Source organism: Athalassotoga saccharophila (assembly GCF_009936215.1).
In the GTDB taxonomy this organism is placed as follows: Bacteria; Thermotogota; Thermotogae; order Mesoaciditogales; family Mesoaciditogaceae; genus Athalassotoga; species Athalassotoga saccharophila.
The window spans coordinates 1,816,388-1,842,328 of record NZ_AP019551.1; the positions used below are offsets into that span (position 1 = coordinate 1,816,388).

General features: G+C 41.6%; 20 protein-coding genes and 2 tRNA genes. 13 read left to right on the forward strand and 9 right to left on the reverse strand.

The features are described from left to right. The first annotated feature begins 6 nt into the window (after positions 1-6). Genes mutS through ATHSA_RS09085 form a run of 8 tightly spaced genes read left to right on the forward strand, consistent with a single transcriptional unit; the run spans position 7 to position 12,424 of the window. Positions 7-2,388: a DNA mismatch repair protein MutS gene (gene mutS / locus ATHSA_RS09050; protein ID WP_161849003.1), complete on the forward strand. Its 2,382-nt coding sequence runs from the start codon at positions 7-9 to the stop codon at positions 2,386-2,388. Next, positions 2,385-3,344, forward strand: coding sequence for a 6-phosphofructokinase (gene pfkA, locus ATHSA_RS09055; protein WP_161848770.1), 960 nt, complete (start codon positions 2,385-2,387; stop codon positions 3,342-3,344). Before mutS ends, pfkA begins: the two co-directional genes overlap by 4 nt. 13 nt (positions 3,345-3,357) lie before the next feature. Further along, positions 3,358-4,773, forward strand: a complete 1,416-nt coding sequence (pyk, locus tag ATHSA_RS09060) for a pyruvate kinase (protein ID WP_161848771.1) — start codon at positions 3,358-3,360, stop codon at positions 4,771-4,773. A gap of 11 nt (positions 4,774-4,784) precedes the next feature. Then, complete coding sequence (locus ATHSA_RS09065) at positions 4,785-6,542, forward strand: M3 family oligoendopeptidase (protein ID WP_161848772.1); 1,758 nt, start codon at positions 4,785-4,787, stop codon at positions 6,540-6,542. Continuing rightward, a complete protein-coding gene (locus ATHSA_RS09070; RefSeq protein WP_161848773.1) occupies positions 6,539-7,660 on the forward strand; it encodes a diphosphate--fructose-6-phosphate 1-phosphotransferase in 1,122 nt (373 codons plus the stop codon). The genes ATHSA_RS09065 and ATHSA_RS09070 overlap by 4 nt, the downstream gene beginning before the upstream one ends. A 3-nt stretch (positions 7,661-7,663) precedes the next feature. After that, positions 7,664-9,184 (forward strand): VTT domain-containing protein, encoded by a 1,521-nt coding sequence (locus ATHSA_RS09075; protein ID WP_161848774.1) that lies wholly within the window; start codon positions 7,664-7,666, stop codon positions 9,182-9,184. Then, positions 9,181-10,896 carry an HD-GYP domain-containing protein gene (locus ATHSA_RS09080; protein WP_161848775.1) on the forward strand — a complete coding sequence of 572 codons (1,716 nt, stop codon included), beginning with the start codon at positions 9,181-9,183 and terminating at the stop codon, positions 10,894-10,896. The genes ATHSA_RS09075 and ATHSA_RS09080 overlap by 4 nt, the downstream gene beginning before the upstream one ends. Then, positions 10,850-12,424, forward strand: a complete 1,575-nt coding sequence (locus ATHSA_RS09085; RefSeq protein WP_161848776.1) for a bifunctional metallophosphatase/5'-nucleotidase — start codon at positions 10,850-10,852, stop codon at positions 12,422-12,424. The genes ATHSA_RS09080 and ATHSA_RS09085 overlap by 47 nt, the downstream gene beginning before the upstream one ends. Here ATHSA_RS09085 and ATHSA_RS09090 read toward each other — a convergent pair. From ATHSA_RS09090 to ATHSA_RS09105, 4 genes are all read right to left on the reverse strand, one after another. Further along, positions 12,425-12,511, reverse strand: a tRNA-Ser gene (locus ATHSA_RS09090). Positions 12,512-12,520: 9 nt separating this feature from the next. Beyond that, positions 12,521-12,596: transfer RNA gene (locus ATHSA_RS09095), tRNA-Arg, on the reverse strand. A 10-nt stretch (positions 12,597-12,606) separates the two neighbouring features. After that, entirely contained in the window at positions 12,607-13,395 is a 789-nt protein-coding gene (gene rpsB / locus ATHSA_RS09100) for a 30S ribosomal protein S2 (RefSeq protein ID WP_161849004.1), read from the reverse strand. 296 nt (positions 13,396-13,691) lie between these two features. After that, positions 13,692-14,543 carry an aminotransferase class IV gene (locus ATHSA_RS09105; protein WP_161848777.1) on the reverse strand — a complete coding sequence of 284 codons (852 nt, stop codon included), beginning with the start codon at positions 14,541-14,543 and terminating at the stop codon, positions 13,692-13,694. A 166-nt stretch (positions 14,544-14,709) separates the two neighbouring features. Between ATHSA_RS09105 and ATHSA_RS09110 the strand changes: the two genes are divergently transcribed. From ATHSA_RS09110 to ATHSA_RS09125, 4 genes are read left to right on the forward strand one after another with little or no spacing between them, the layout of a single operon-like run. Then, the gene (locus tag ATHSA_RS09110) at positions 14,710-15,972 is read left to right on the forward strand and encodes an ABC transporter substrate-binding protein (RefSeq protein ID WP_161848778.1); all 1,263 of its coding nucleotides are present in this window, start codon (positions 14,710-14,712) and stop codon (positions 15,970-15,972) included. Continuing rightward, on the forward strand, positions 15,936-16,862 hold the full coding sequence (locus tag ATHSA_RS09115; protein ID WP_161848779.1) for a carbohydrate ABC transporter permease: 927 nt from the start codon (positions 15,936-15,938) through the stop codon (positions 16,860-16,862). The genes ATHSA_RS09110 and ATHSA_RS09115 overlap by 37 nt, the downstream gene beginning before the upstream one ends. Further along, complete coding sequence (locus tag ATHSA_RS09120) at positions 16,862-17,692, forward strand: carbohydrate ABC transporter permease (RefSeq protein ID WP_161848780.1); 831 nt, start codon at positions 16,862-16,864, stop codon at positions 17,690-17,692. The genes ATHSA_RS09115 and ATHSA_RS09120 overlap by 1 nt, the downstream gene beginning before the upstream one ends. A gap of 10 nt (positions 17,693-17,702) precedes the next feature. After that, positions 17,703-18,740 (forward strand): L-Ala-D/L-Glu epimerase, encoded by a 1,038-nt coding sequence (locus ATHSA_RS09125; protein ID WP_197739166.1) that lies wholly within the window; start codon positions 17,703-17,705, stop codon positions 18,738-18,740. Positions 18,741-18,778: 38 nt separating this feature from the next. On the opposite strand, the gene ATHSA_RS09130 is transcribed toward ATHSA_RS09125, so the two are convergent. Genes ATHSA_RS09130 through ATHSA_RS09150 form a run of 5 tightly spaced genes read right to left on the reverse strand, consistent with a single transcriptional unit; the run spans position 18,779 to position 24,815 of the window. Further along, positions 18,779-19,519, reverse strand: coding sequence for a sulfite exporter TauE/SafE family protein (locus tag ATHSA_RS09130; RefSeq protein ID WP_161848781.1), 741 nt, complete (start codon positions 19,517-19,519; stop codon positions 18,779-18,781). A 12-nt stretch (positions 19,520-19,531) separates the two neighbouring features. Then, entirely contained in the window at positions 19,532-21,631 is a 2,100-nt protein-coding gene (gene priA / locus ATHSA_RS09135; RefSeq protein ID WP_161848782.1) for a replication restart helicase PriA, read from the reverse strand. Beyond that, on the reverse strand, positions 21,628-22,398 hold the full coding sequence (locus tag ATHSA_RS09140; protein WP_161848783.1) for a type I phosphomannose isomerase catalytic subunit: 771 nt from the start codon (positions 22,396-22,398) through the stop codon (positions 21,628-21,630). Before ATHSA_RS09140 ends, priA begins: the two co-directional genes overlap by 4 nt. A gap of 1 nt (position 22,399) precedes the next feature. Continuing rightward, on the reverse strand, positions 22,400-23,548 hold the full coding sequence (locus tag ATHSA_RS09145) for an ABC transporter permease (protein ID WP_161848784.1): 1,149 nt from the start codon (positions 23,546-23,548) through the stop codon (positions 22,400-22,402). A 1-nt stretch (position 23,549) separates the two neighbouring features. Beyond that, on the reverse strand, positions 23,550-24,815 hold the full coding sequence (locus tag ATHSA_RS09150) for an alpha-amylase family glycosyl hydrolase (RefSeq protein WP_161848785.1): 1,266 nt from the start codon (positions 24,813-24,815) through the stop codon (positions 23,550-23,552). Positions 24,816-24,954: 139 nt separating this feature from the next. Here ATHSA_RS09150 and queA point away from each other — a divergent pair, with 139 nt between their 5' ends. Continuing rightward, positions 24,955-25,941: a tRNA preQ1(34) S-adenosylmethionine ribosyltransferase-isomerase QueA gene (gene queA, locus ATHSA_RS09155; protein WP_161848786.1), complete on the forward strand. Its 987-nt coding sequence runs from the start codon at positions 24,955-24,957 to the stop codon at positions 25,939-25,941.

Consider the following 25,941-nt stretch of genomic DNA (forward strand, 5'->3'; position numbering starts at 1 on the left):
ACGCCCATGATGATCCAGTATTCAAACATAAAGGCACGGTATCCCGATTGCATTCTTCTATTTAGACTCGGGGATTTCTACGAAACATTTGACGATGATGCAAAGTACGTCTCCAAAACCCTCGGTCTTGTCCTTACACGCCGTAGCGATCATCCGATGGCTGGTATTCCTTACCATACGCTTAACCTTTATCTAAAAAAACTCGTAGAAAATGGAAACAAGGTTGCCATCTGCGATCAACTCGAAGATCCGGCCCTCGCAAATGGAATCGTAAAGCGAGATGTCACAAGGATAGTAACTCCCGGCACGATCATAGAAGACGATGTTCTAACGCCTGCAAACAATTATATTGCCTCATATTACAAAGGTAGCATCGCGCTCGTAGACATATCGACCGGAGATTTTTTTGTAGACTCAAATGAAGATGCGATAGGGAAATATTCTCCAAAGCACATCATTCACAACGGTGAGATTGGAGAGATGCCAGGGGTTTTCATCGAAAGGGTCGAAGACTGGTACTTTGATTCTAATAACGCCGATGATCTTTTGAAATCCCAATTTGGTCTTGAAGATCTTTCATTTCTTGAACTTTCAAAGGAGGAAAAAACGGCGGCAGGCGCTGTAATAAAGTACTTGCAAATGACACAAAAACATTCACTTGTGAATCTAAAAAGACCACTTAAATTGAGAAAAAAAGACAGGATATTTTTAGATATGCTTACCGTCTCGAATCTGGAATTGATAGAATCAAATTCTATCTCTCTTTATTCTCACATGAACAGAACCGTAACAAGAATGGGCCATAGGGTATTGAAAAGAGAAATACTCTCTCCGCTTTTGGACGGAGAAGAAATAGAGAGAAGGCTTGATTTAGTCAATTATCTTTTCGATGACCGAAAAAGTCTGTCGAATTTAAGAGAGATTCTTTCGAATGTCGAGGATGTAGAAAGAATCGTATCGAGGGTATCCTATTCAGCGGCAACGGCGTCTGACCTCGTCGCCTTAAGGAGAAGTCTTGAAATTTTCGAAGAGATAAATGAATGGATAAGGATAAATCCCGTCTTTAACTCTTTCATACTCGATCCGATTTACGAATTGAGAGATCTTCTAAAAAGATCAATCGTAGAGGAGCCGGAAGGAGAGATAGGCGATGGAAAGACTATAGCGCCAGGGTTTTGCAAAGAACTCGATGAGGCAAGATCTGTACTCTACGATGTGGACGGTTACGTTAAAAGATACGAGGAAAAAGAAAGAGAAAGAATGGGCAATAAAGTTAAGGTCGGTTACAGTTCTATATTTGGATATTACGTCGAGATATCGAAGGGATACAAAGGAGATATACCAAAAGAATATGTAAGAAAACAAACTCTTGTCAATTCAGAAAGGTATACAACTCCTGAATTGAGCGAACTTGAAAAAAAGGTACTCCACGCAAGCGAGAAGGTAAAAGCGCTGGAAAATGAATCTTTCAAAAAAATATGCGATGAGGTGATCAAATTCAAAGATATGATAATCTCTAACGCTTCAAAAATAGCCTTCTTGGACATGATAGAGTCTTTTGCCTACCTCGCGATTCAGGAAAATTACGTGAGGCCAAAGTTCGGATCAATTCTGAGAATAAAAGGTGGCCGCCATCCAATTGTGGAGCAAAGGGTTAAAGAATTTGTTCCGAATGATCTTGAAATTTCGGAGAAAAACAATTTCATCATCCTTACAGGTCCGAATATGTCCGGAAAGTCGACATTTATACGTCAGATAGCACTCATATCCTTGATGGCGCAGATGGGAAGTTTTGTGCCGGCAAGTGAAGCGGAATTGAAATTATTCGACAGGATTTTCACAAGGATAGGCGCAAGAGACGATCTTGCATCGAATAGAAGTACTTTCCTCGTTGAAATGTCAGAAGTTGCGACGATTCTAAATTTTGCCACTAAAGATTCTCTTGTGATTCTCGATGAGGTTGGACGCGGCACAAGCACCTTTGATGGCTTAAGTATAGCATGGGCAGTCTCGGAGTATATATCTCAGAAGATAAAGGCTTTCACGATCTTTGCAACGCATTACAACGAACTTTCAGAACTTGAGAAGATGTACCCAAATATTTCCAATCTCACGATAGAGGTCGTGGAAAGGGATAAAAAAGTCTTATTTTTGCACAAAGTCGTGCGCGGAATGGCTGACAAAAGTTATGGCATAGAGGTCGCAAAGATAGCGGGAATCCCTGATCCAGTTATAAAGAGAGCCTATGAGGTGTCCGAAGCGATAAGTTCTGCAAGTCATATAGAAAAGGGAGTAAGATTTTTAACGTCTGGAGAGGTTGAAAGCGTAAAAAAACGCATAAAAGTCAGCGATCAAATAAGTTTTTTTGATAAAGGAGGAATAAAATGAAAAGAATAGCCGTTATGACAAGTGGCGGGGATGCCCCGGGCATGAATGCCGCTATAAGGGCAGTTGTTAGATACGGAATAAACAAAGGTCTTGAAGTTTACGGTATCATGAGAGGATATGCAGGTCTTCTGGAGGATGACATAAGGCTCCTCAATTTTGTCGATGTCGGTGGAATAATGGAAAAAGGCGGAACAATATTGAGAACGGCAAGATGCGAGGAGTTCAAAGTTGACAAAGGACGCAAAGAGGCTTACAAAATCCTCAAATCTCACGAGATAGAAGGGATAGTGATCATCGGCGGAGATGGAAGTTTGAACGGCGGTGCCTTGGTGGCATCTGAAAGCGATGTGAAGGTTGTCGGCATCCCTGGAAGTATAGACAACGATATTTCGGAGACCGACACGTGTATAGGCGTTGATACCTGTTTGAATACGGTTGTGGAAAATATACAAAAATTAAAGGATACGGCATCTTCGCACGAAAGGGCCTTCATAGTCGAGACTATGGGAAGAAATTGCGGCTACATTGCGCTCATCTCGGGGTTGACGACCGGCGCAGAGGCGATAGTTATACCCGAGGTAAAGGTGGATTATCAGACCCTTGCGGATAAATTGCTTGCCGGCAGAAAGAGAGGAAAGATAAATTCAATAGTAGTGGTGGCAGAAGGCGCTGCCAGCGCTTACACGGTCGCAAGGCATCTTGAAAATAAAACCGGATTTGAGACGCGTGTAACGATCCTCGGCCATATACAAAGGGGAGGATCGCCAACCGTTCAAGACAGGTTGCTTGCCTCGAGGATGGGATCATTTGCCGTTCAGGCACTTTTAGATGGCCAGTCCAATGTGATGATAGGAATTCAGGGAACACAAATGGTTGCCGTAGATCTCAACAAAGCGTTGCAGAAGAAAAAAGAACTCGATCTATCGCTTTACGAACTTGCAAATACATTATCTTAAGAAGGTGAAAAGGATGAGGAAAACGAAGATAGTCTGTACCATTGGGCCGGCAACGATAAAAAAAGAAATGCTTGAAGCACTTGTAAGAAATGGAATGAATGTGGCAAGGCTTAACATGTCACACGGTACCCATGAAGAAAAGGCCCAAACCGTTGTGGACATAAGAGAGATAAGAAAAAGACTTGGGATGCCGGTTAGCGTTTTGATGGATATAGAAGGTCCAAAACTAAGAACTGGAAAGTTAAAAACAGAATACGTCGCATTAAAGAAGGGATCAAAACTTGTCCTGACCACAGATGATATCCTCGGAGATGAAAACAAGATATCCGTAAGTTATGAGGGCCTTCCATCCGATGTAAAGGCCGGAGACACGATTTTACTCAACGATGGACTTATAAACCTTAAAGTTATCTCGACGACCGGAAAGGAAATAGTAACTGAGGTGGTAAATGGAGGAGAGATAACCCATAACAGGGGAATAAATGTCCCCGGCGTCGATTTGAAGGTCCCGACCCTTACAGAAAAGGATATGAAAGACATAGAACTCATAGCGAAGGTAAAGCCGGATTACGTTGCCCTTTCATTTGTAAGAAAGCCCGAAGACGTAACTCATCTACGTGAGATTTTGAAAAGTAAAGGATTCGACGATCCCAAGATAATATCAAAGATAGAGACAAAGCAGGCCCTCGACAATCTCGAAGCCATCTTAGATGTCTCAGATGGTGCAATGGTCGCAAGAGGAGATCTCGGAGCCGAGATACCTTCCGAGGATCTCCCGATCGCGCAAAAGAGGATAATAAAGTTGTGCAACGATCGGGCCATACCCGTCATAACGGCAACCCAGATGTTGGAATCGATGGTAGAGAATCCAAGACCGACACGTGCCGAAATAACGGACATCGCAAATGCCGTGCTCGACGGAACAGATGCTGTTATGCTTTCTGAAGAAACGACGATCGGAAAGTATCCACTTCAGGCAGTTCAATTCATGGACAAGATAACGCAAAAAGCGGAAAAGTACCTTGAACTTTCGGAAAACACAAGAGCATCGATCTTGCAAAAGAACAAAAATATAAGCGACGCCATAGCGTATTCATCGTGGCATTTGAGCATAGAACTTGAAACATCTGTCATAATCGCGTCGACCTTTTCTGGCTACACCGCGAGGCATGTCTCAAGATTCCGTCCATCTGCCGTCGTCTTTGCTCCAACTCCAAAGGAGGAAACGTATCACAGGATGTCTCTTATCTGGGGCGTTGTACCTACACTCATAGACAGGGTCGAATCAACTGACGAGATGATAGAAAATTCAATAAGAGAATTACTTGGAATGGGCCTTGCAAGTCCCGGAGAGAATGTGATCATAACTGCAGGCATCCCTTGGGGTTTTTCGGGCACTACAAACCTCATTCAAGTGCATAAAATTTAGGAGGCGTGATAATGGAAAGCGGATCTGAAAATGTCGTATGGAATTTGGGCGATCTTTACTCTTCCGTCGAAGATTTAAAAAAAGACGGTGAAAAACTCTTAGAGGAAAGCAAATCATTCCACCAAAAATTTTCAGACAATCGAATTTTTGAAGATAAAAATCTGATGAGGCTTTCCATTGACACTCTTGCAAATCTTTACGACAAACTCGGAAAGATCTCTCAGTACGCATACTTGAGATTTGCCGAGAATACCGTCTCAGACGAGACGAAAAAGATAATCTCATGGGTCGAGAACCTCGAAACGGAGGTTCAATCAAATCTCATCTTTTACAATATCGCGATATCAAAGATGCCGGACGAACTTTTCGAGAAGGTAAGACCCTTCCTTGGAGATTACAAACATTTTCTCGAATCTTCAAGGAGGTTTAAAGATCATCTGCTCTCGGAAAGCGAAGAACAGATAATCGTCCACAAAAATTCCACCGGTTCAAACGCATTTGTAAGGTTTTACACTCAGTTGACCTCAACTTACAAATTCAGGGTAAAGTTAGACGGCAAAGTACAAACCCTTAACGGAAGCCAATTAAGATCTCTGAGAACACATCCTGATCCGCAAATAAGAGAGATGGTAACCTCCAAACTTTTCAAAAGATACAGATCAAATGCGCTCGAGATAGAGAGTGCTTACAATGCCGTGGCCAAAGATTACGATGTTGAATCGAGATTGCGCAGATATCCCTCTTCGATAAGCATGAGAAACCTCGAAAATGAAGTGTCAGACGATGTTGTTGAGACGCTCATAAATGTCACAACGAAAAATAATTCCCTTGTCGGCAGATATTACAGGATCAAATCTAAGTTGATGAATCAAAAACTCAGATTAAGTGATATATACGCGCCAATTGGAAATGTTCAAAAAAAGTTCACGTGGGATGAGGCAAAAGACATAGTAAGAAGGGCATTCTACGATTTTGACGAAAGGTTCGGAAAGATAATAGATGAATTCTTTGAAAAAAGATGGATACACGCATCCCCAATGCCCGCAAAGGAAGGAGGGGCATTTTGCTCTTACTCAACGCCGAAGACACACCCTTATGTCCTTCTTACCTTTACGGGACAGATAAAGGATGTGATGACGCTCGGTCATGAACTCGGCCACGGCCTTCACGGCGTACTCTCGTCAAAGCAAAATGTGCTCCAGTACCATACTCCTTTGACGATGGCCGAGACCGCTTCAACCTTTGCCGAGATGCTTTTGATGGATTACTTCCTCGAAAATCTGTCTCAAAAGGAGATCACACCATTCATCGCTTCAAAACTCGAAGACCTCTTTGCAACGATGAACAGACAAAATATGTTTACGAGATTCGAATTAAGGGCCCACGAAAAGATATCAAAAGATGGTGCAACATTTGAGGAACTCTCGGACATTTACAACGATGAACTTCACGAAATGTTCAAAGATTCGGTTGAATACAATCCGGAGTTTAGATGGGAATGGTCCTCGGTACCTCATTTCTTCCACACGCCATTTTACTGTTACGCTTACGATTTTGCGCAGTTGCTTGTCATTTCCCTTTACGCAAAGTACAAATCTGGAATGGCAGGTTTCAAAGAAAAATACGCGAATCTGCTCTCGGCGGGCGGATCTGATAGCCCAGAAAAACTTTTAGAGCCCTTTGGAATAAATCTGTCCGATCCATCCTTCTGGCAGGGCGGATTCGATTACATCGAGGAAAATCTGGTAAAGAGGATTGAAAGATCATGAGAGTGCTCGTTGCCCAGTCAGGCGGTCCAACAGCCGTAATAAACGCATCCCTTTCGGGTGTTATAAGAGGTGCAAAGTCTTTAAAATTCGAAATTTACGGTGGCCTTTACGGAATCGAGGGAATTCTCCAGTCAAAGATAATACCGATCGAAATGGATGACAAAATGCTTGAAATACTTGATAAAACTCCGGGCGCCTACCTTGGATCGTGCAGATACAACCTGCCCGATCCTCCTCATGAAGTCTACGATAAACTCTTTGAAATCTTCGAATCCAACAAGATAGACGCCTTTTTGTACATAGGCGGAAATGATTCGATGCAAACGGTGTGGAAGATATACAAAGAGATAGAAAGAAGAAAATCACACGTAAAGGTTGGTGGAATACCAAAAACGGTCGATAACGATCTTGTCGGCACCGATCACTGCCCGGGCTTTCCAAGCGCCGCCAAATTCTTAAACGTTGTAGCCTCAGAGTTCGTTATAGATTCAAATGTTTATTCAAAGCCTTCAATATGTGTCATAGAAACTATGGGAAGGGATTCGGGATGGCTTGCGTCCTCCTTGAAACTCTCCGAAAAAATCGTCAAGGGTTTAAAAGTCATAACCTATATTCCAGAAAGACCCGTTTCAGAAAGACTTATTTTAGATGAGGTTTACGATCTGAAAGATAATCCTTTGCTTGTATCAGTTTCTGAAGGAATAAAAGACAAAGATGGCCAGTATTTCTATACGACAGGCTCAAAGGATGCCTTCGGAAATGTAAAACTCGGTGGATCTGGAGAGAGAGTCGCAGGGATAATAGAAAAAATCGGAAAGGTTAAATTCATCAACCCATCCTTTCTTCAAAGATCCGCCTCTCATATCGTATCTTCGATAGATGTCAAAGAGGCAATAATGGTAGGATTCGACGGCGTAAAGGCACTTCAATTTCACAACGGATTTTTTGTCTCAATCGAGAGAATAGATAACGATAGATACAAATCCCAAACCAAGATCATCCCAATAGAAGAGGTTGCCGGAAAGATAAAGACGATCCCGCTTGATTTCGATGATGAGATGGTAAAATCTTATGTAGAGCCTTTGATCGATGAATTACCAACGTATGCGTGGAGGTAAATTTTGGGAATAATACACACAATCCTTAACTCTTTGAGCGATTTTTCTGTATGGGCAATAAATTCTGCCGGATATATAGGGATTTTCTTTACAATGATCCTCGAAGGCTTTTCAATACCTCTTCCAAGCGAGGTCATATTGCCTTTGGGCGGCTACATCGCATCGAAGGGAAGTCTCAACGTACTTGGCGTGGTATTGGCGGGATCTTTAGGCGGTACAGTCGGATCGGTGGCGCTCTACTACGTTTCGATGTTTTTTGGTAGAGGCTTTATAAAGAAATGGGGCAAGTACGTCCTCATCTCCGACAAACATCTCGACTCCATGGAGCGGTGGTTTAAAAATTACGGTAACTTCACGGTCTTCACAACAAGGTTGCTTCCAATCGTGAGAGGCCTTGTCGCAATTCCGGCCGGCATTTCAAAGATGAATATATGGAGTTACACACTCTACACCTTCTTGGGAAGCCTTATATGGGCATTGATCCTTGTGTATTTCGGATTCCAGTTGGGACTTTCTGGACTTAACATGGATGTGATATGGCTTATCGTTCTAATACTTGTTGGAGTTACATTTGGAATATACTTCGGATACAGATTTTTGAAAAGGTATGTCTTGCTTTTTACGATCATCGTGAACGTGATTCTGTGGTCCTTTCTTGGGTTTTTTGTATTTTTTGCGCTTTACGAGGCGTACTTCCCGATAAGTGTGCATGACCTCAACTATTCAAACATAAAAATGGTCGAAGGTATAAAGGGAGATTTTTCCTTTTACGCCGTTGGAAATACATTTTACAATGTTGAATACTTTGACAGTTTTTCATCGACGGAGACAAATAAATTCATAATAGATGTCGGTAACATGGTCTATTCTGGAGACCTTTCAAAGTACAAGATCCTTGTAAATGATCTAAAAAGGCTAAAGATTCCCTTTTTGGCAGTTCCCGGACCTCGCGATCTGACAGATGGAGGATACGCGAATTTTTACCACGTCTTTGGAAGTTACGAGTACACATTCCATATCAACAACACTTTCTTTGTGGTCTTAAACAACGCAAATGGAAAGATAACTCAGTCTCAATTTGACTGGATTTCGGACAGATTATCGCGCGCCTCTACCTACACGCAAAAAATCCTTGTGATGCATACGCCCGCTTTTTGGATGAAGGGATCGAAAAAAATGGATGAGAGTACATCTAAAAAACTTCAGGATATTCTTTTGAGATCAAGGGTAAATCTTGTGATATCTACAGGACCATTCAATTATTCTGAAATTCCTGTGCCCTACGTTCAGGTCGGGGGAAGAAATTACGCGATCGTAAATGTTGGCAACGGAATATCAATAACACACGGCTCTCTTCCTTCTTTGAGTTCCGACTTCAATCAGGTAATGCAAAACTTTTCAGTTTACATTTATACCTATCTTGTCATGGAATGGCCATTAATTGGAATAATAGCGATAATAGTGCTTTTGTTATGGTTCCTGTATAAAAGATACAAAATAACGATAAAGATTGAAAAAAAATGAAAAAAATATCTATATCTTCAAAAACAAAAAGATTCTACGCAATAATAATCATTTTTATCGTCGCGGTACTTGGAATTGAATTGTACACTCTTCTTTACGTCCGGCACATCTACGATCTGAAATCAAGATTCGACAGTGCCGTCATGACCTTTAATCCCAATTTCTACGATCAAGAAATCAAAAAATTGCGTCCCATAATCGATGAAATTGAAAATGTACCCTTTGCCAGATCTCAAGATGTCAAAGCGGTAGAAATTGCACTTTCAAATTCAAATCTTAAAGAATCGAATTTAGACGCTTTGAAATTGAGCGTATCAAATCTTTTCAACAACGCTATAATCGATCTAATAGAACGATCATTTCTAATTGTTCTCCTTATCCTTGGCACCCTCTTTGTCGTATTCTACATCTTCGTCTCGAAAAGCCAAAAAAGGCTTTTGGGCGAGATAAAGAATTTATCTGCCGAAATCGAGGGCATCTTTCATTTAGATTCGCAAAATCTTCCCTCAAGCAACGTAAAGGAAATGGAAATCGTCGAGTCATCAATGAAAAAGGTCTTGGAAAGATACGAAATATACAACATCATGAGAAATATAACTATCGAGGCTGTGACCATCGAGGATCTAACACGTGGAATGTACGAGAATCTAAAGAATGTACTCAAATTCAACAGAATAGCCTTTGCATCGGTAGAAGAGGATAGAACCGTCGCATTTGTAGCCTTTAGCGATTCAAAAATTTTGAAATTGAGGTCTGGTTTTAGCCAGAAAATCGGGCAGAATTCACTTTCAAAGATAAAAAAAGACGAGATAAGGTACATAAAAGATCTCGAAGCCCACCTTAGAGAAAATCCACATTCGGAGAGCACAAGATTACTTGTCGAAGAGGGAATGAGATCGAGCGTTACAATTCCCATCTTCATAGAGAATTCCGTGCGTGGCTTCCTTTTTCTGAATTCCTTCGAAAAAGATGGCTTCAATGATGTGGACAAAGAGTCCTTCAATCAAATAAGGGATATATTGAACATCGCGTACCAAAAAACCATTCTCACGACAAAACTCGTAACGGCCGCAGCGACGAGTTTTACAGAACTTTCAGAAAAGCGCGACGAGGAAACAGGAGCACACATTGTAAGAATGGCAACATACTCGCGAATAATAGCCGAAGGCCTTTCTTACCAAAAAGAATATGCCTCACTCATAGATGAAAATTTCTTAAACGAGATATACCGTCAGGCACCATTGCACGATATAGGAAAGATAGGTATTCCCGATCACATACTTCTAAAGAAAGGGAAGTTAACTCCGGAAGAATTCGAAATAATGAAGACTCATACCGTAATCGGGTACGATATACTCCAAGATTTCGATGATGAGGCATCGAAATTTGGAAGGAATTTTTTCACTCTCGGAAAACTCATAGCGAGGTATCATCACGAAAGATGGGACGGGAAGGGATACCCGGATGGACTCGTAGGAGGGAAGATACCTCTTTGCGCAAGGATAGTTGCCGTCGGAGACGTCTTAGATGCGCTGACCACCCGAAGGCCGTACAAGGCACCATTTGACTTTGAAACATCTTTTTCGATGATCCTTTCCGAGAACGGAACACATTTCGATCCATCGGTGATAAAGGTATTTGAAGGTCAAAAGGAGAAAATAAGAAATGTCTACGAAGAATTCAAAAGGGAAAATCCATCCGAATACGTGTGATCTTACCATAATCACAACAACGGATGTGCATGGATACATCTTTCCAATCGATTACACGACAAAAAGACCGGTCAATTACGGCCTTGCAAGAATAGCACCCTTAATAGAGAAAATAAGAAGGGAAAGTCAGCACGTTCTCTATTTCGATGATGGGGACACGATTCAGGGATCTCCGCTCGAATATTATTACGGGCTCATCGATAATTCTATAGATCCGACTATAGACGCGATGAATTACCTTAGATGTGATGCCATGACTTTAGGAAACCATGATTTTAACTTCGGAAGAAAGGTATTAGATAGGGCTATAAATCAGGCTAACTTCCCATTTACCTCTGCGAATATAGTAAAGAAGGGTACCTCAGATCCATTCTTTGGTAAGGGATACGCGATCTACGACATTGAAAATGGTCCGCGCGTTGCCTACCTTGCCCTCACGACAAAACTCATACCTTTTTGGGAAGAGGCCGAATATATATCAGATCTTGACTTTCTCGATCCGGTAGATGTTGCGAAGGCATACATTCCCGAATTGAAAAAGATGGCCGATCTCGTAATAATAGGGTATCATGGCGGATTCGAGCGAGATCCGCAAAGCGGGGAAGAGATCTCCGATTTGAACGGTGAAAATCAGGGTTACGAAATGGTCACAACGTTAGAAGGTGTTTCTGCCTACATATTTGGTCACCAGCACAGAACTTTTGCCACAAAAGTCAAAGAAGTGCCAGTTGTCATGGCATCCTCTCATGGAAAGGCTTTAGGGAGAATAGATCTAAAACTCTCTTTTGACGGAAGATGGAATGTCGAGTCAAGCGAGGTTCAACTCATAGATCCCGATGAAAGATCGGACAGAAAATTACTTCACAGAGAAAGGCCATACCAGATCACAGTTCAAAAATGGCTTGATGAGATCGTGGGAGAATCTCTCGGAGATTTTTACATCGAAGATGTCATGTATGGCCGCACCCATGAGACGGCCCTCGTAAATTTGATAAATGACGTTCAACTTTATTACTCTCAAGCGGAGATATCTGCAACCTCTATCTTCTCGCCAGAAGTTCACGGATGGAAAAAGGGAATTATAAGAAGAAGAGACGTTATGGGCGTTTACATCTTTTCGAACACTCTCAAAGTCTTCGAAATGACCGGCTTTGAAATCAAAGAGATGATCGAACATTCGGCCTCTTACTTCGCGCTTCGAGATAAAGAAATAGTTCCATCTGGGGACCTCGCAGGATACAAATATCTGATCTTCAAGGGCATATCTTACACCATAGATCTTAAACAGCCTTCCGGCAGAAGAGTTGTTAGATTAGAAAGGGACGGAAAAAGTTTAGAAGATAATGAAAAATACACCATAGCCGTTAACAGTTATCAGGCGGGAGGAAATGGCGGATACACGATGTTCATAGGCAAGAAGCCGGTAAAAGAGATAAAGACTCAGGTAGTAGAATTGATAATAGATTACATAAAAAGAAATCATTCGATAGAACCAAGAATCGAGAATTACTGGTCTGTGATCTTTTAATGGCGGAGGCGCTGGGATTCGAACCCAGAAGGTGCTGAGCACCACCGGTTTTCGAGACCGGCCCCTTAGCCATTCGGGCACGCCTCCATACCCACATGGTGTGCCTGGCGGGAATTGAACCCGCAACCTTTGGATCCGGAGTCCAATGCTCTATCCGTTGAGCCACAGGCACACACAAGAAATCAATAATTTATCTCTTCGGACTTTTCTTCCTCATCGAGGTCTGTATCTTCTAAATCTTCTTTTTCTTTCTCAGTAACTTCAACGTTCTCGGCAGTTTCTTCGACCTCTTCCATAGGACTGCGGCCTTCCTTGCCTTCAAGGTAAGCGTCCGCGATTTTAGAGGTTATCAACTTTATAGCGCGAATGGCATCATCATTTCCCGGAATTATGTAATCGACGTCGTCTGGATCGCAGTTGGTGTCGGCTATGGCAACTATGGGAATATTCAATATGTGGGCCTCATAGACGGCATTGTACTCTCTTTTCGGATCGACGATGTAAAGCGCATCGGGAATTTTCTTCATATCTTTGATGCCACCGAAATATTTTCTAAGCCTTTCGAGTTCCTTTCGAAGATTATTTGCCTCTTTAACGGGCAACTTATCGATTTCTCCTGCCTTTTCCATTTCTTCGAGTTCCTGAAGTTTCTTTATCCTTCCGGATATGGTCGAGAAATTGGTCAAAAGGCCACCGATCCACCTTTTATTTATATAAAAGGCGCCGCACCTTTTGGCTTCCTCTTCTATTGTCTGGGCACCTTGGTGCTTCGTACAAACGAAGAGGATGCTTTTGTTCTGCTTTCCAAGATCCACGACAAAATCGTACGCCCTGTCAAGCAGATTAGAAGTCTTTTGCAAATCGATTATGTAGATACCTTTTCTGGCCGCATAAACGTAGGGCCTCATCTTCGGGTTCCATCTTTTCGTCTGATGACCGAAGTGGACACCCGCTTCTAACAGTTGCTTCATTTTGATTCTCTCTGCCACAATACACCTCCAAATGGTTTAACCTCCACGATTATCATCTCCCACAAAGACCTTTTTTAAGGCACCCTTTGCAGGATCAAACCGTGTGCGTTGTCGCTAAATTATATCATAAGAGTAAGTCTTTGTCTACATTCTTATACCAAACAAAGTTCGAATTCAGAATAGCCATTCACTGTGATCGGAGGGCAAAATGCCCCGAAGTGAAGATTGGCAAGTAAAGAGTAAACCACGAGCCACGTGCCAATTACCTTTTAGAGTGACTATTCGGTTAATTGAATTCAGTATACAAGTGTCGATATTACGAGATCTTTAAATGCTTTGTCGAGTGCTTTTGCGATCTCACCTTTTTCGAATTCCATCCCGTCGACTTTTACTATCGAAAGCACTCTCGATAATGTGCTCAAAAGGATAACTTCTTTCATATTTGGAAGTTCATCGAGCCATATTCTTCTCTCTACAACCACGATGCCGATCTCTCTTGCCACGGAAAGGACCTTTGATCTGGTTATACCGGGGAGTATATTTTCTATCTTAGGAGCGATTATCTTTTCTCCATCGAAGAAGATGTAAGAAGAACTTGCACCTTCTGTAATGTACTTTCTTCCATTTTCCTCTCTAAACATCAAAGCCTCGTAAGCACCTTTCGATCTTACGTATTTCTTTGCGATCACATTTGGAAGCAAATCGGTAGTCTTATGTTCGCAAAATTGATGTCTGAGGTCTGGATACGTTAAAATCTTTCCTCCCTCCGTCCAAATAGACGGATCCATCTTTCTGACGGGTTGCACTATTTCTACAAATGTCGGATCGTAATCATCTTCAAATACGTGATCTCTTATCACATCAACGCCACGCGTGAGTTGAAGGTAGAGTTCTCCTTCTTTTAAATTGTTCATCACCGCAAGTTTATGTCCTATCGAGCAAATTTCATCAAGGGTATATGGAAACTTGATTCCAAAAAAATTGGCACTTTTTTTCATGCGTTCTATATGATCTTCCAAAAAGACGAATTTCCCATCCTGAAACTTTATGACATCGTAGAGCCCATCACCGAATACCATCCCTCTATCGAAGACCCTAATAGCAGGTGATTCAGAATCAACGATCTTCCCATTTACAAAGATGTACAACCCGCCTCATCTCCTTTGATAAATATCAAGATGTATTTTATCATTCAAATGTTTCAGTAAAATGATCATTTCATGCGCCACGCACCAAATCACCAGAGATGATCCATTTGAAATATATGATATGATCGAATAGGTAGGCATTTCAAAGATAGAGGGGTGATTTCATGTGAAAAAGATTTTGGTTTTAACCGCCTTTTTACTCGTTACAGTCATTGCCTTTTCATCTCCAAAGATCGTCCTTAACATGGTTCAAGTTTTTACAAGTCCTTCGAGAACTGAGGTATTGCAAAACATAATCAACCAGTTTGAAGCACTCCACCCGGATGTCCAGATAAACCTCATATCTCCGCCATACTCCACCGCATACCAGAAAATATATCTCATGCTTAGCACAAATCAGCCTCTCGACATAGTTGAGGTTGGAGACTGGTCTTTGGAAGGTGTCGTTGAACTTGGAAAACTTGTCGATCTCAGGCCTTACATCGCCACATGGGACGCTTCGAATGACATAGTCCCCGGGTTGATGAAGGCCGTTAGCGTGACGGGTGGGATCCCTTACATAATTCCAAATGGAGTTTATGCAAAGGCGCTCTTTTACAGACCCGATGTACTTGCAAAGTATGGAATAACAACGCCCCCAAAGACTATGGACGAACTTTACAACGATTGTCTCAAAATAACCAATCCCCAAAAGAACCAGTACGGATTCGATTTCAGAGGTACGGGCCTCCCGACGAATTTCATAGACATAATAACGACATCCTACATAAACGATATAGATCCTAACAACATGTACAAACTCACAAATGGACAATTATGGTTCAAAGATCCAAGGGCACTTGAAGGATTGAAAAAGTACGTAGATTTTTACAAGTACACGGCTCCAAAAGATTCCATAAATTGGGGTTTTGATGAGCAGGTTAACGCATTTGTGGCTGGCACGACACCATTCTTGTTCCAAGACCCTGACACGACGGGACTTTTAAATACGATGCTTAAACCGGATCAATGGATGACGGCCCCACTCCCAGTTGGACCTTCGGGAAAGGTCTATCCAAGTTACGGGTTTGGAGGATGGGGAATAACCACATACTCGAAAAACAAAGATATGGCATGGGAATTCATAAAATTCTTCACAACTCCAAAGATATCTGCCTACTTTTGCAAGGATTATGGAGCCCTGCCGGTTTTGAAATCGGTCTATGAATCTGATCCTTATTTCAGTCAGGGCGTATTCAAGGCATGGCAGTACATGTTTGAACATCCCGAAACTTACGTCTTTACCTCTTACCCTCTTAGCAACAAGAAATGGACCGAATGGAATGAATACCAGCAAGACACGATGCAGCAGGTCTTGCTTGGGAATATGACTCCTCAAGAGGCTCTCAACAAATGGTACGACTTCTGGAAAGACGCGTTCTCCATGTAAGGAGAGGGGCAAGATCTGCCCCTCTTTTCATTTTCTGGATGATCTTACCCGTAATTTTGATCATATCGATCTTCACATTTTATCCCACCGTTAACGGTATAATCCTTGCATTTGAAAATTATTCCGTTTTTAATTTTTCAAATATTCACTTTGTCGGCTTAAAAAATTTCAACAAAATACTTGGCGATCCACTTTTTTGGACTGCCTTATGGAATACCTTATGGTGGATAATCTTATCTGTAGCCTTTCAATTCGTTTTGGGCTTTGGTCTTGCGCTTTTGATGAGGGAACCATTCAAAGGTCGCGGCATCTACGCAGGTCTTGTCTTTTATCCATGGGCATTGTCAGGATTTGCCATTGGAATATTGTGGTCATGGCTTTTGAATGGACAATTCGGATTTGTAAATGATATTTTGATGAAACTTCACATCATATCTCAAGGGGTAAATTTTTTGTCCGACCCTTCATGGGCCTTCTTCTCTGTAATTCTGGTTAACGTCTGGTATGGGATTCCCTTCTTTGCGATAATGCTTCTTGCCGCACTTCAGTCTATTCCAGAAGAACTTTACGAATCGGCACAAATAGATGGAGCGGGCACTTTTTCGAGATTTTTTCACGTCACAATTCCCTATGTGAGTTCAACCATATTCGCAACCTTGTTATTAAGAGTCATATGGGTTATGAATTTTCCAGATGTGATATACGGTATGACACGCGGAGGTCCGGGTGGGACTACCAATATACTCGCGACGTACATGATAAACATAGTCTACTACAAAAGCGATTACAGTCTCGCATCGGCCGTAGGTGTTTTTATAATCACAATTCTTACGGTGTACGCGATCTTTTATCTCCAGTTGACATCAAAGCACGGATCGGGTGAATTCTGATGAAAAAATCCAAAAAGTACAAAACCTTCAGGGCAATAATGCTTTCAATCTACCTTATAGCGGCCATCATTCCAATATACTGGATAATTCTGACATCCCTTAAGGTCCCATCCGATCTTTACGCTTATCCCATAATTTATTTTCCAAAGGTCCTGACCCTTTCGAATTATTCCTACCTTTTCAGTTTCGCGCATTTTTCGATTTATTTCAAAAATAGCCTTTTGCTTTCGGCGATTTCTTCTATCATATCGACATTACTGTCGATATTCAGCGGGTATGCACTTGCGAGGTACAATTTCAAACTCAAAGATCTGGTAATAGGACTTTTGTTCTTTTCTCAGATGATACCGGCATATCTTTTGATGGTCCCGCAGTACTCAATGTTTTCAAATCTTGGACTTATAAATAGTCTTACGGCACTTGGAATTCTTTACGTCAACATAGCGGCCGCCTTCAGCACGATAATGGCACGAGGATTCTTCGTAAGAATTCCAAGAAGTCTCGAAGAGGCGGCGATGATTGATGGATGTTCGAAAATCGGTGCTCTTTTTAGAATAACTGTCCCTTTGGCGATGCCCGGTATTGCGGCAATCTTCAGTTTTTCATTCATAAATGATTGGAATGAACTTTTCACCGCCGCTTTATTTTTGAATTCAGATGACAAATACACGATACCGGTCGCGCTTTATTCGTTCATCTCGAAGGCCGGTATACAGTGGGGAGTTTTAAGCGCGGGACTCGTTGTGGCTTTGATACCTACGATAATCGTCTTTGCCTTCATGCAGAGGTTCATAATATCTGGCCTCACACAGGGGGCCTTGAAAGAATAGGAGGAAGATAATGAAAATATCTGATGTGAAATTTGAACTTAAAAGGTACGAATACCACGAAACCTTCCACATAACTGGAAGTTCAAGAAGTACGGCCAAGAATATAGAGGTGAAACTTTTGATCGACGACGGAACGATAGGCATGGGTGAAGCCTCTCCATCTTACAGGGTTAACGGAGAGGTTGCACCATCTCTGCTTTCGATCGAATCAAATGTAAGAGAGATGATAAAAGGGATTGATGTCAGAGAATACGCAAAGGTCTTTAGAGTAATGGACGGGCTTTCGAAATCCGCACCGAGCATCAAAGCGGCCATTCAGTACGCAACCTTAGACGCACTTTCGATCGAAATAGGTCTCCCAGTCTATAAGATACTCGGTGGATCAAAGGATACAATCGAAACTGACAAGACTATATCAATAGACACGTTAGAAAGAATGGTTCAAAAGTCCGTTGAGACTTTTTCTCAAGGATTTCATGCGTTAAAGATAAAGGTTGGAGAAAATTTAAAAGAGGATATGGAAAAAATTTTAGCGATATCCGAAGCAACAAAAGGTGCCGAATACGTTATAGACGCAAATCAGGGATACTCTCCGAAAGAGGCCTTACAATTTGCCAAATTTCTCTACGAAAATAGAATAAACGTGAAGATCTTCGAACAGCCAGTTATCTGGAATGATTTTGAAGGGTTAAAATTGGTAAGGCATGAGTCTCCAGTTCCGATCGCGGCCGATGAAAGCGTTAGAACTAAATACGATGCCTACAGGCTGATAAAGGACGATTGCGTTGATTTCATAAACATAAAGTTGATGAAATCAGGCATATCGGACGCGCTTGCGATAATCGAGATGGCCAAAACTACCAATATCGGCCTTATGATAGGATGTATGTCAGAATCAAGCCTTGGAATAAATCAAAGTGTTCATATAGCCGCAGGAACTGGCGCATTTGCGCATTGCGATCTTGACTCCCACATGCTCATCAAAGAGGACAAATTCAGAGGGAAATTTGTCCAGAACGGATCTAAGATGAATTTAACGTCTTTTTAAGCAAGAATTCTCCCACTTCTATAAGTGGTGGGAGCATGTCACATGAAGAAATTTATAACGCTTACGACAACGGCCGCAAAGAGGACATATCTTATCCATTTGATTTTTTTCAAGAGCGTGAATTTTGTTCCAAAATAGGCTCCCGTCATGCTTCCCAAAGAAAGGGTTATGCCTATTGGCCAGTTTACCATGCCTTTTGAAACGAAGATGGCAAGAGAAAAGACGGTATAGGCCGCTATGACAAGGACCTTTATGGCATTAGTCTTGACTATGTCGAATCCGCCAAGAAAAGTAAGTGCCGCTATGAAGAAAAAGCCAACGCCGGCCTGTAAAAATCCTCCATAAAAGCCTATGGCAAAGATCGCGATGTAAGATGCCCATTTGAATTTTTTGGGGATATTTGATCCACTTTCCCATACATTTGGCTCGAACACTATGAATAAACCCATTATTATCAGAATAACGCCTATTACCTTTTTCAATATTTCCTGATTTATGCTTACGACAAAGAAGGTGCCCGCTATTGCTCCTGCTGATGCCACTATCGCAAAGGGAATGGCAGTTCTTATGATATGAACCTTTCCCTTTCTGAACTGATAGGTCGAGACCAAATTTTGTAAAAGTATCGATACCCTGTTTGTGCCGTTTGCCATGCCTATACTTAAACCAAGGAAGGTAAGGAGAGGAAGCGTAAGAACAGATCCGCCACCTCCGATGACATTCATAAAGCCAGTTAAAACTCCTACGGCATACGTCAGAAGATATAGAAGTATCTCCAAATCGATTCCCCCTTAGAATGAGTATGGTCCAACATCTATTTTTAAATTGGCAGGATCAAATCCTATCGTTTCTGCCCTTATGACCTTCGAAAGGTAATCAACAGCGGCAATAATGTCATCACATTTTAAAAGCAGTTGATACCTGTACTTCGACATCAATTTAAAAATGGGAGACTCTGCCGGCCCGAGTACTTCAAATGGACCGTTTGCTATTAAAGATTTAAACCTTTCTATGTTCTCGAGGGCCTCCTTTTGGGAAGCGTTTTCAGAGGTTATAAGGATGAGTTCCTTAAAGGGAGGATAACCCGAGGCTCTTCTTCTTTCTATTTCTGAAAGATAAAAGGATTCATAATCCTGTTTTTCGACGGCCTTTATCGTTGGATTGGCCGGATCCATTGTCTGGATTACAACCTCTCCTCTTACCCCCCTTCCGGCCCTTCCGCTAACCTGAGAGAGCAATTGAAATGTGCGTTCATTCGATCTGAAATCCGGCATCCCGAGTGAATGATCAGCATCTATAACTCCAACAAGACCTATACTCGGAAAATCAAGACCTTTAGTTATCATTTTTGTTCCGACGACTATGTCATATTCCCTTTTTGAAATCCCATCGAGCGTACTTTCGACAGATTCTATATCTTTTATTTCTTCTCTGTCCATTCTCTTAACTCTTGCGCCGGGAAATAACCTGGCAATTTCATGTTCGACTCTTTCTGTTCCTATTCCTCCCTTTCTTACCTTTGAAGATCCACAGATCGGACATGTAACAGGCAGCGGTTCAACGTGACCACAATAATGACATTTCAAAGTTCCATCTATTTTATGATACGTCATCGGTACATCGCAATTTGGACATTTGAATATGTATCCACAATCTTCACATTGTACCCTGCTTGCGAATCCCTTTTTGGGTACGAATAGAAAGACCTGATTGCCTTTTTTAATTGTCTGATCTATGCGTGAAATGAGCAAATTTGAAAATATGCCACCGCTCGTTTTCACAACGGTAATTTCAGGGATTTCTCCGACGGTGCGCTCCTCAACTTTGTGAAGTTCGTAAGAACCCATCATACATCTGTAGTAGGTTTCTATCCTTGGTGTGGCAGATGAAAGTACGAAGATCGATCCTTCTATTTCGGCCCGCCTTTTGGCGACATCGACGGCGTTGTAATAGGGCCTCATCGCGTATTGTTTGTACGATTCGTCCTGTTCTTCATCTACAACTATAAGTCCGATATTTTTCATCGGCACCCACACGGCACTCCTCGTGCCAAGGAGTATGTCCAAATTACCGCTGACAGCCTCGTCCCATTCTATCTTTCGTGAAGATCCAAGCGCACTGTGGTACATCCCAACCCTCGCATTGGGAAATCTCTTCCTTGTTCTTACCATCAATTGAGGAGTAAGTATTATTTCAGGGACAAGGATAAGCACTTTTTTTCCGCTTTTGACCACATTATCGGCAACATCAAAGTATATTTCCGTCTTTCCAGATCCGGTTATGCCGTGGATAAGGTGAGGTTTTGAGGGATTTGAAAGTATCGACATGACAACATCTCTTTGGACAGGTGTGAGATTTACAATTTGCTGTCCCGAGACATTGGTCAAGGTTAAGACACCTTTATCGAGGAGGGATTTGACCGCATTTTTTGAAAAATTTCGGGAGATATAGGCATATTCGCCAACTCCGTTCTCGAGCAAGAATTCGACTATCTTTGTCTCTTCCACTGTGAATTTAAATTTCAAAAGTTCGGAAAGGGATACCTTCAAAGATACGTATTTGCCGGCTCCTTCGGCTTTTATGCTTTTCCCCTTGAATTTAAATGGCGGAAAACACAGATCCATAACTTCACCGACTGGAACCATGTATTTGAAGGCCGATTCCTTTATCAAAAGCATCATTTTTTGATCTATGTAAGAGGTTTTGTCCACGACTTCCAATATGCTTTTCACGTCAAATTCAGGTTTCTCGGCTTTCTCAATCACATATCCTAAATGTCTTCTTCCTCTTATGTCTATAAAAACGCGTGATCCATTTTCTATTTCCCCATCGTAAGAATAAACAAGAGATTGTATTGGATATTTGAATATTCCAACGTAAAAGTAATTCATGGCAAAGTCATCACAAAGGTAGTATTTTTGAAGAGGAATTCTTCCCCATCTGACAAGATGTAAGAAGATGGAATACCTTTAGACGTGAGACAAACTGCCTTTCCCTTTGCCTTTACATCATCGAACAATTCGACTTTAAAATGATCGGTTTCAAGTTTTCTAAAATCGAATGGCTCTGCCTTTACCTCTTTGGCGACACGCATGGCCTCTTCGAAATGGGTCTTTCTGCCTCTGTCCCAGTCATAAAATCTGTAGGTTATGTCGGACGTCATCTGGAATTCGTAAAGTTCCATTCCCGGTCCTATGGCATGGACCGTCCCGGGCTTTATGTACATGGCCTGACCCTTTTTCACATGGACAAAACTGAGCAATTCATTCCAGTTACGATCGCCGGATTTTAACCTCTCCAAAGCCCCTTTTTGAAGGCCATTGACAAGGATACCATCTTTTAAAAAGTACCACATTTCCGGCTTTCCCCAAGGCTCGCCTATGCTTTTTGCAACATCATCGTCCGGATGGACCTGGACCGAAAGCCATTGAGATGTTTTTATGTGTTTTACGAGAAATGGAAAACGTTCAAAATGCCATAACTTTGTAACGTAATCCCATGACACCTCATTTCCTTCTTCATCGACTAATTTAGTTTTTCTCTCGGGATGGCCTGAGCACAGCCATACCTCTCCGATCTTTCCTTCAACGCCGTAAAGCCTTCCGAGAGATTCGTCTCCCCATATTTCTTCGACAAATTGAGGAATAGATCTTATCATCTTATATCTCCTCTAATTTTTCTATTCTGTGAAATGCCAAGGTGGATATTAAAAATGCCAAAGCAGCGTATATCAAAAGCGGCACTATGTCCATCATGATTTGAGAAATCTGGAAGTTAAGTATACTTACCCTCTGCATTGCATCGGCCATAAAGGTAAGCGGAAAGAATTTAGAAATTATACGGGCTACTTGTGGCATTTGATCTACCGGAATGAACAATCCACTCACAAAGATCGTTGGAACAACGTATCCTATTATTATCGCACCAGAGATCTTTTGATTTGGAGAAAAAACGGCGACTATCATTCCAAAGGCCGAAAACGCAAAACTGCCAAGCGCAAGTATCAAAATAGATCTCAAAGGCGTGTTAAAGCCACTGCCAAAATATATCTGGGCCGTCAAAAGTGCAATCGATCCCTTCACAATACCATCGAAGGTATAAGCAAGCGTTTTTCCAAGTATATAAGATGTTCTGTTGACCGTACTGACTATTATTCCCGAAAGTATCCCGTGTTCTCTCTCGTAAGAGATCGTCGAAGAAAGACTTATAGCAATACTTGCTATCGCGATGAGGGCCGCTATGCCGGGTATCATGAAATCAACGTAATTCAGATTAGCGCCTGCTGGCCCTTCAAAGGAAAGTTGTGGTGGCCCTATCGGTATCTTCACATTTGGCTTTTTGTAAAGTTCAAGAATGTTGTAAATCATGACACCGTTACTTACCTCTGAAAGAACAGATCTAAGGGCCTGATATATTACGACAGATGTCTGAATGTTGGCCACAGAAGGAACAAAGTTGAGCGAGAAATTGTTTGACTTTTGGACGTCCTCTGAAAATCCTTGAGGTATGATTATAGCACCGTCGAATTTGCCATCATTAAGACCCTGGGTGAGATCATCGTAATTGCTCACCGATATGAAACTGTCTCCTTTTAACATCCCGTAAACTAAGGATAGGATCACTTTCGAATATTCACCGGTATCTTCATTGTAGACCGCTATCTTGTAATTCGCCGGATTCAACATACTTGGAAAGATATATCCCAAAATCATCATGAGAATTATAGGTACAACGACAGTCAAAAAGATCATGCTCTTTGATCTGTACATTATCTTTATTTCGTTAAAAAATGTTCTCAATATATCCATCTTATATACCTTCCCTGTAAGATGAAAGTATCAAATAATCCTCAACGTCAAATGTTGCCATGCCATTCTTGTCTATATAAAAGGTAAGAGGCTCTCCCTTCAGATGATCGAAGGCATGAATGTACAGGTTGTTAAGATTTCCAAAGTTGACCTGAACCCTTCCTCCCGAGATCAAATTACCAACGTAAAGCACAAGAGAATTCTCCGTTCTTCTCAAAATCGAGATGACCGATTGTGGATCGCTATTTTTTAGCACGTCCATCTTCCCGTAAGAAAGAGCCGGTGTGTTCTTTCTCAACTTTACAAGATCTCTTACAAAATTTTCAAAATCCTTATCTCCTTTGGAAAAATCGAGATGAAAATCGTTAAAGATATCTGGCCTCTCTCTGATCGCGAACTCCTGACCGTTATACAACAAAATGGCACCCTTTTGAACCATTAAAAACGCTGTCCATGCGCGTAATTTACCGCCGACATACTTTGCTATACGTTCTTGATCGTGATTTTCGAGAAATCTCAACTTTATATAATCGTCGAATATCTGCTTTTGATATTCGAAATTCGAAGCGTAATTAGAAAGTGAATTTTGTCCGGCAAAATACGCCTTTAGAATGTCATAACTATCGTAATCGTAGGTGATATCGAACGCCTGATAAAGGTATGGATCCTTTGATTCTGAAAGCCACACGAGATTTTTAACCCCTTCAAGTTCAGATCTTGCCCTGTTCCAGAACCCAATGGGAACAAGGCCTGCCACATCACATCTGAAGCCATCTATATCGTAATTCTTTACCCAAAATTTAAGGGTATCTATCAAATAGTCAGAAAGGGCGGGATTTGAAAAATCAAAATCTATTATGTCCGACCAGTCGGCCACCTTTCTCGTTGGTTTCCCATTTCCATCCCTCATGAACCATTCCGGATGCTTTGCAGCAAGTACGGAATCGGTAGCCATATGGTTAAAAACAACATCCATCATCGCCTTCATTCCAAGTTTGTGAATCGAAGAGATAAGACGCTTGAAATCATCCTCATTTCCCAAAGATGGATCTATCGATCTGTAATCCTTTATCGCGTATGGAGATCCGAGAGTGCCCTTTCTATTTTCAATTCCCGTCGGATGGACGGGCATAAACCACACATAATCAACGCCTAAATTCTTTATTCTTTCAAGATCAGCCTCTACCTTTGAAAACCCTCCGTAAGCCCTTGCAAAAACTTCGTATATCACGATCTTTTCAAGATCCTTAGATGTATTTAACGCCAAGATAATGCCTCCATTGTAACTTTTTCTCCATCTGCCATGCACTACGTGCATTAACGGATCGACCATTCGTAGTCTGGAAATAACTTATTATATTATATAATCGTACAGAGTATATTTTATCACAGGAGGATGTTTTAAATTGAAAATCGAAGATTTCGATTATTATTTGCCCGAATCTCTGATAGCCCAGAGTCCGGTCAATCCAAGAGATCACTCAAAATTAATGGTGATTCACAAAGAAACGGGAGAAATAGAGCACAGGATCTTTTACAACATAATAGATTATCTGAACAAAGATGATTTACTCATTTTAAATGAGACCAAAGTCATAAGGGCCCGCCTAATCGGAAAAAAAGAAACGGGTGCGAATGTCGAGGTTTTTTTACTCAAAAAGGTAGACGATAAAAGGTGGCAAACACTCGTAAGACCCGGCGGGAAAATAAAGGAAGGCACGAAGATCATCTTTAACGGTGCCGAAGGTATATGCGTCAAACACCTCTCTGACGGAACAAGATACTTTGAATTCAACGTTGGAGACGAAGAACTCGAAAGAATAGGCGAGATTCCACTTCCACCTTATATAAAAAAGCCTCTCGAAGATCCGTCCCGTTATCAGACCGTCTACGCAAAAGATCCCGGGTCCGTTGCGGCTCCAACGGCAGGCCTTCATTTCACAGATCGTCTTCTTGATGAGATAAGCGCGAAGGGTGTTAAAATATTGAAGGTGACCCTCGATGTGGGTCTTGACACATTTAGACCTATACATGAAAAAGAGATCGAGGATCATAAGATGCATACTGAAAATTACAGGATTCCCGAAGAGGTCATAGAGGAGATAAAGCACAAAAAGGGAAGGGTGATAGCGGTAGGGACGACCGTTGTAAGGACTCTCGAATCGTGGGCAAAGACGGGCCAACTTCACGGAGACACATCTCTTTACATATATCCGCCTTACAAATTCAAAGTTGTGGAAGGACTTATAACAAATTTTCATCTTCCAAAATCTTCTTTGATAGTCCTTGTGTCTGCATTTGCGGGGAGGGAACTTGTTATGAAGGCGTACAAAATGGCAGTTGAAAATGGCTACAGATTTTTTTCATTCGGAGACGCTTGTTTATTCATCTGA

Coding starts and splice junctions, on each gene's coding strand:
- pfkA (WP_161848770.1), top strand. CDS start 2,385: ATGAAAAGAATAGCCGTTATGACAAGTGGCGGGGATGCCCCGGGCATG.
- ATHSA_RS09070 (WP_161848773.1), top strand. CDS start 6,539: ATGAGAGTGCTCGTTGCCCAGTCAGGCGGTCCAACAGCCGTAATAAAC.
- ATHSA_RS09120 (WP_161848780.1), top strand. CDS start 16,862: ATGAAAAAATCCAAAAAGTACAAAACCTTCAGGGCAATAATGCTTTCA.
- ATHSA_RS09080 (WP_161848775.1), top strand. CDS start 9,181: ATGAAAAAAATATCTATATCTTCAAAAACAAAAAGATTCTACGCAATA.
- priA (WP_161848782.1), bottom strand. CDS start 21,631: ATGAATTACTTTTACGTTGGAATATTCAAATATCCAATACAATCTCTT.
- ATHSA_RS09140 (WP_161848783.1), bottom strand. CDS start 22,398: ATGATAAGATCTATTCCTCAATTTGTCGAAGAAATATGGGGAGACGAA.
- rpsB (WP_161849004.1), bottom strand. CDS start 13,395: ATGAAGCAACTGTTAGAAGCGGGTGTCCACTTCGGTCATCAGACGAAA.
- ATHSA_RS09125 (WP_197739166.1), top strand. CDS start 17,703: ATGAAAATATCTGATGTGAAATTTGAACTTAAAAGGTACGAATACCAC.
- mutS (WP_161849003.1), top strand. CDS start 7: ATGATGATCCAGTATTCAAACATAAAGGCACGGTATCCCGATTGCATT.
- ATHSA_RS09115 (WP_161848779.1), top strand. CDS start 15,936: ATGGTACGACTTCTGGAAAGACGCGTTCTCCATGTAAGGAGAGGGGCA.
- ATHSA_RS09145 (WP_161848784.1), bottom strand. CDS start 23,548: ATGGATATATTGAGAACATTTTTTAACGAAATAAAGATAATGTACAGA.
- pyk (WP_161848771.1), top strand. CDS start 3,358: ATGAGGAAAACGAAGATAGTCTGTACCATTGGGCCGGCAACGATAAAA.
- ATHSA_RS09085 (WP_161848776.1), top strand. CDS start 10,850: ATGTCTACGAAGAATTCAAAAGGGAAAATCCATCCGAATACGTGTGAT.
- ATHSA_RS09065 (WP_161848772.1), top strand. CDS start 4,785: ATGGAAAGCGGATCTGAAAATGTCGTATGGAATTTGGGCGATCTTTAC.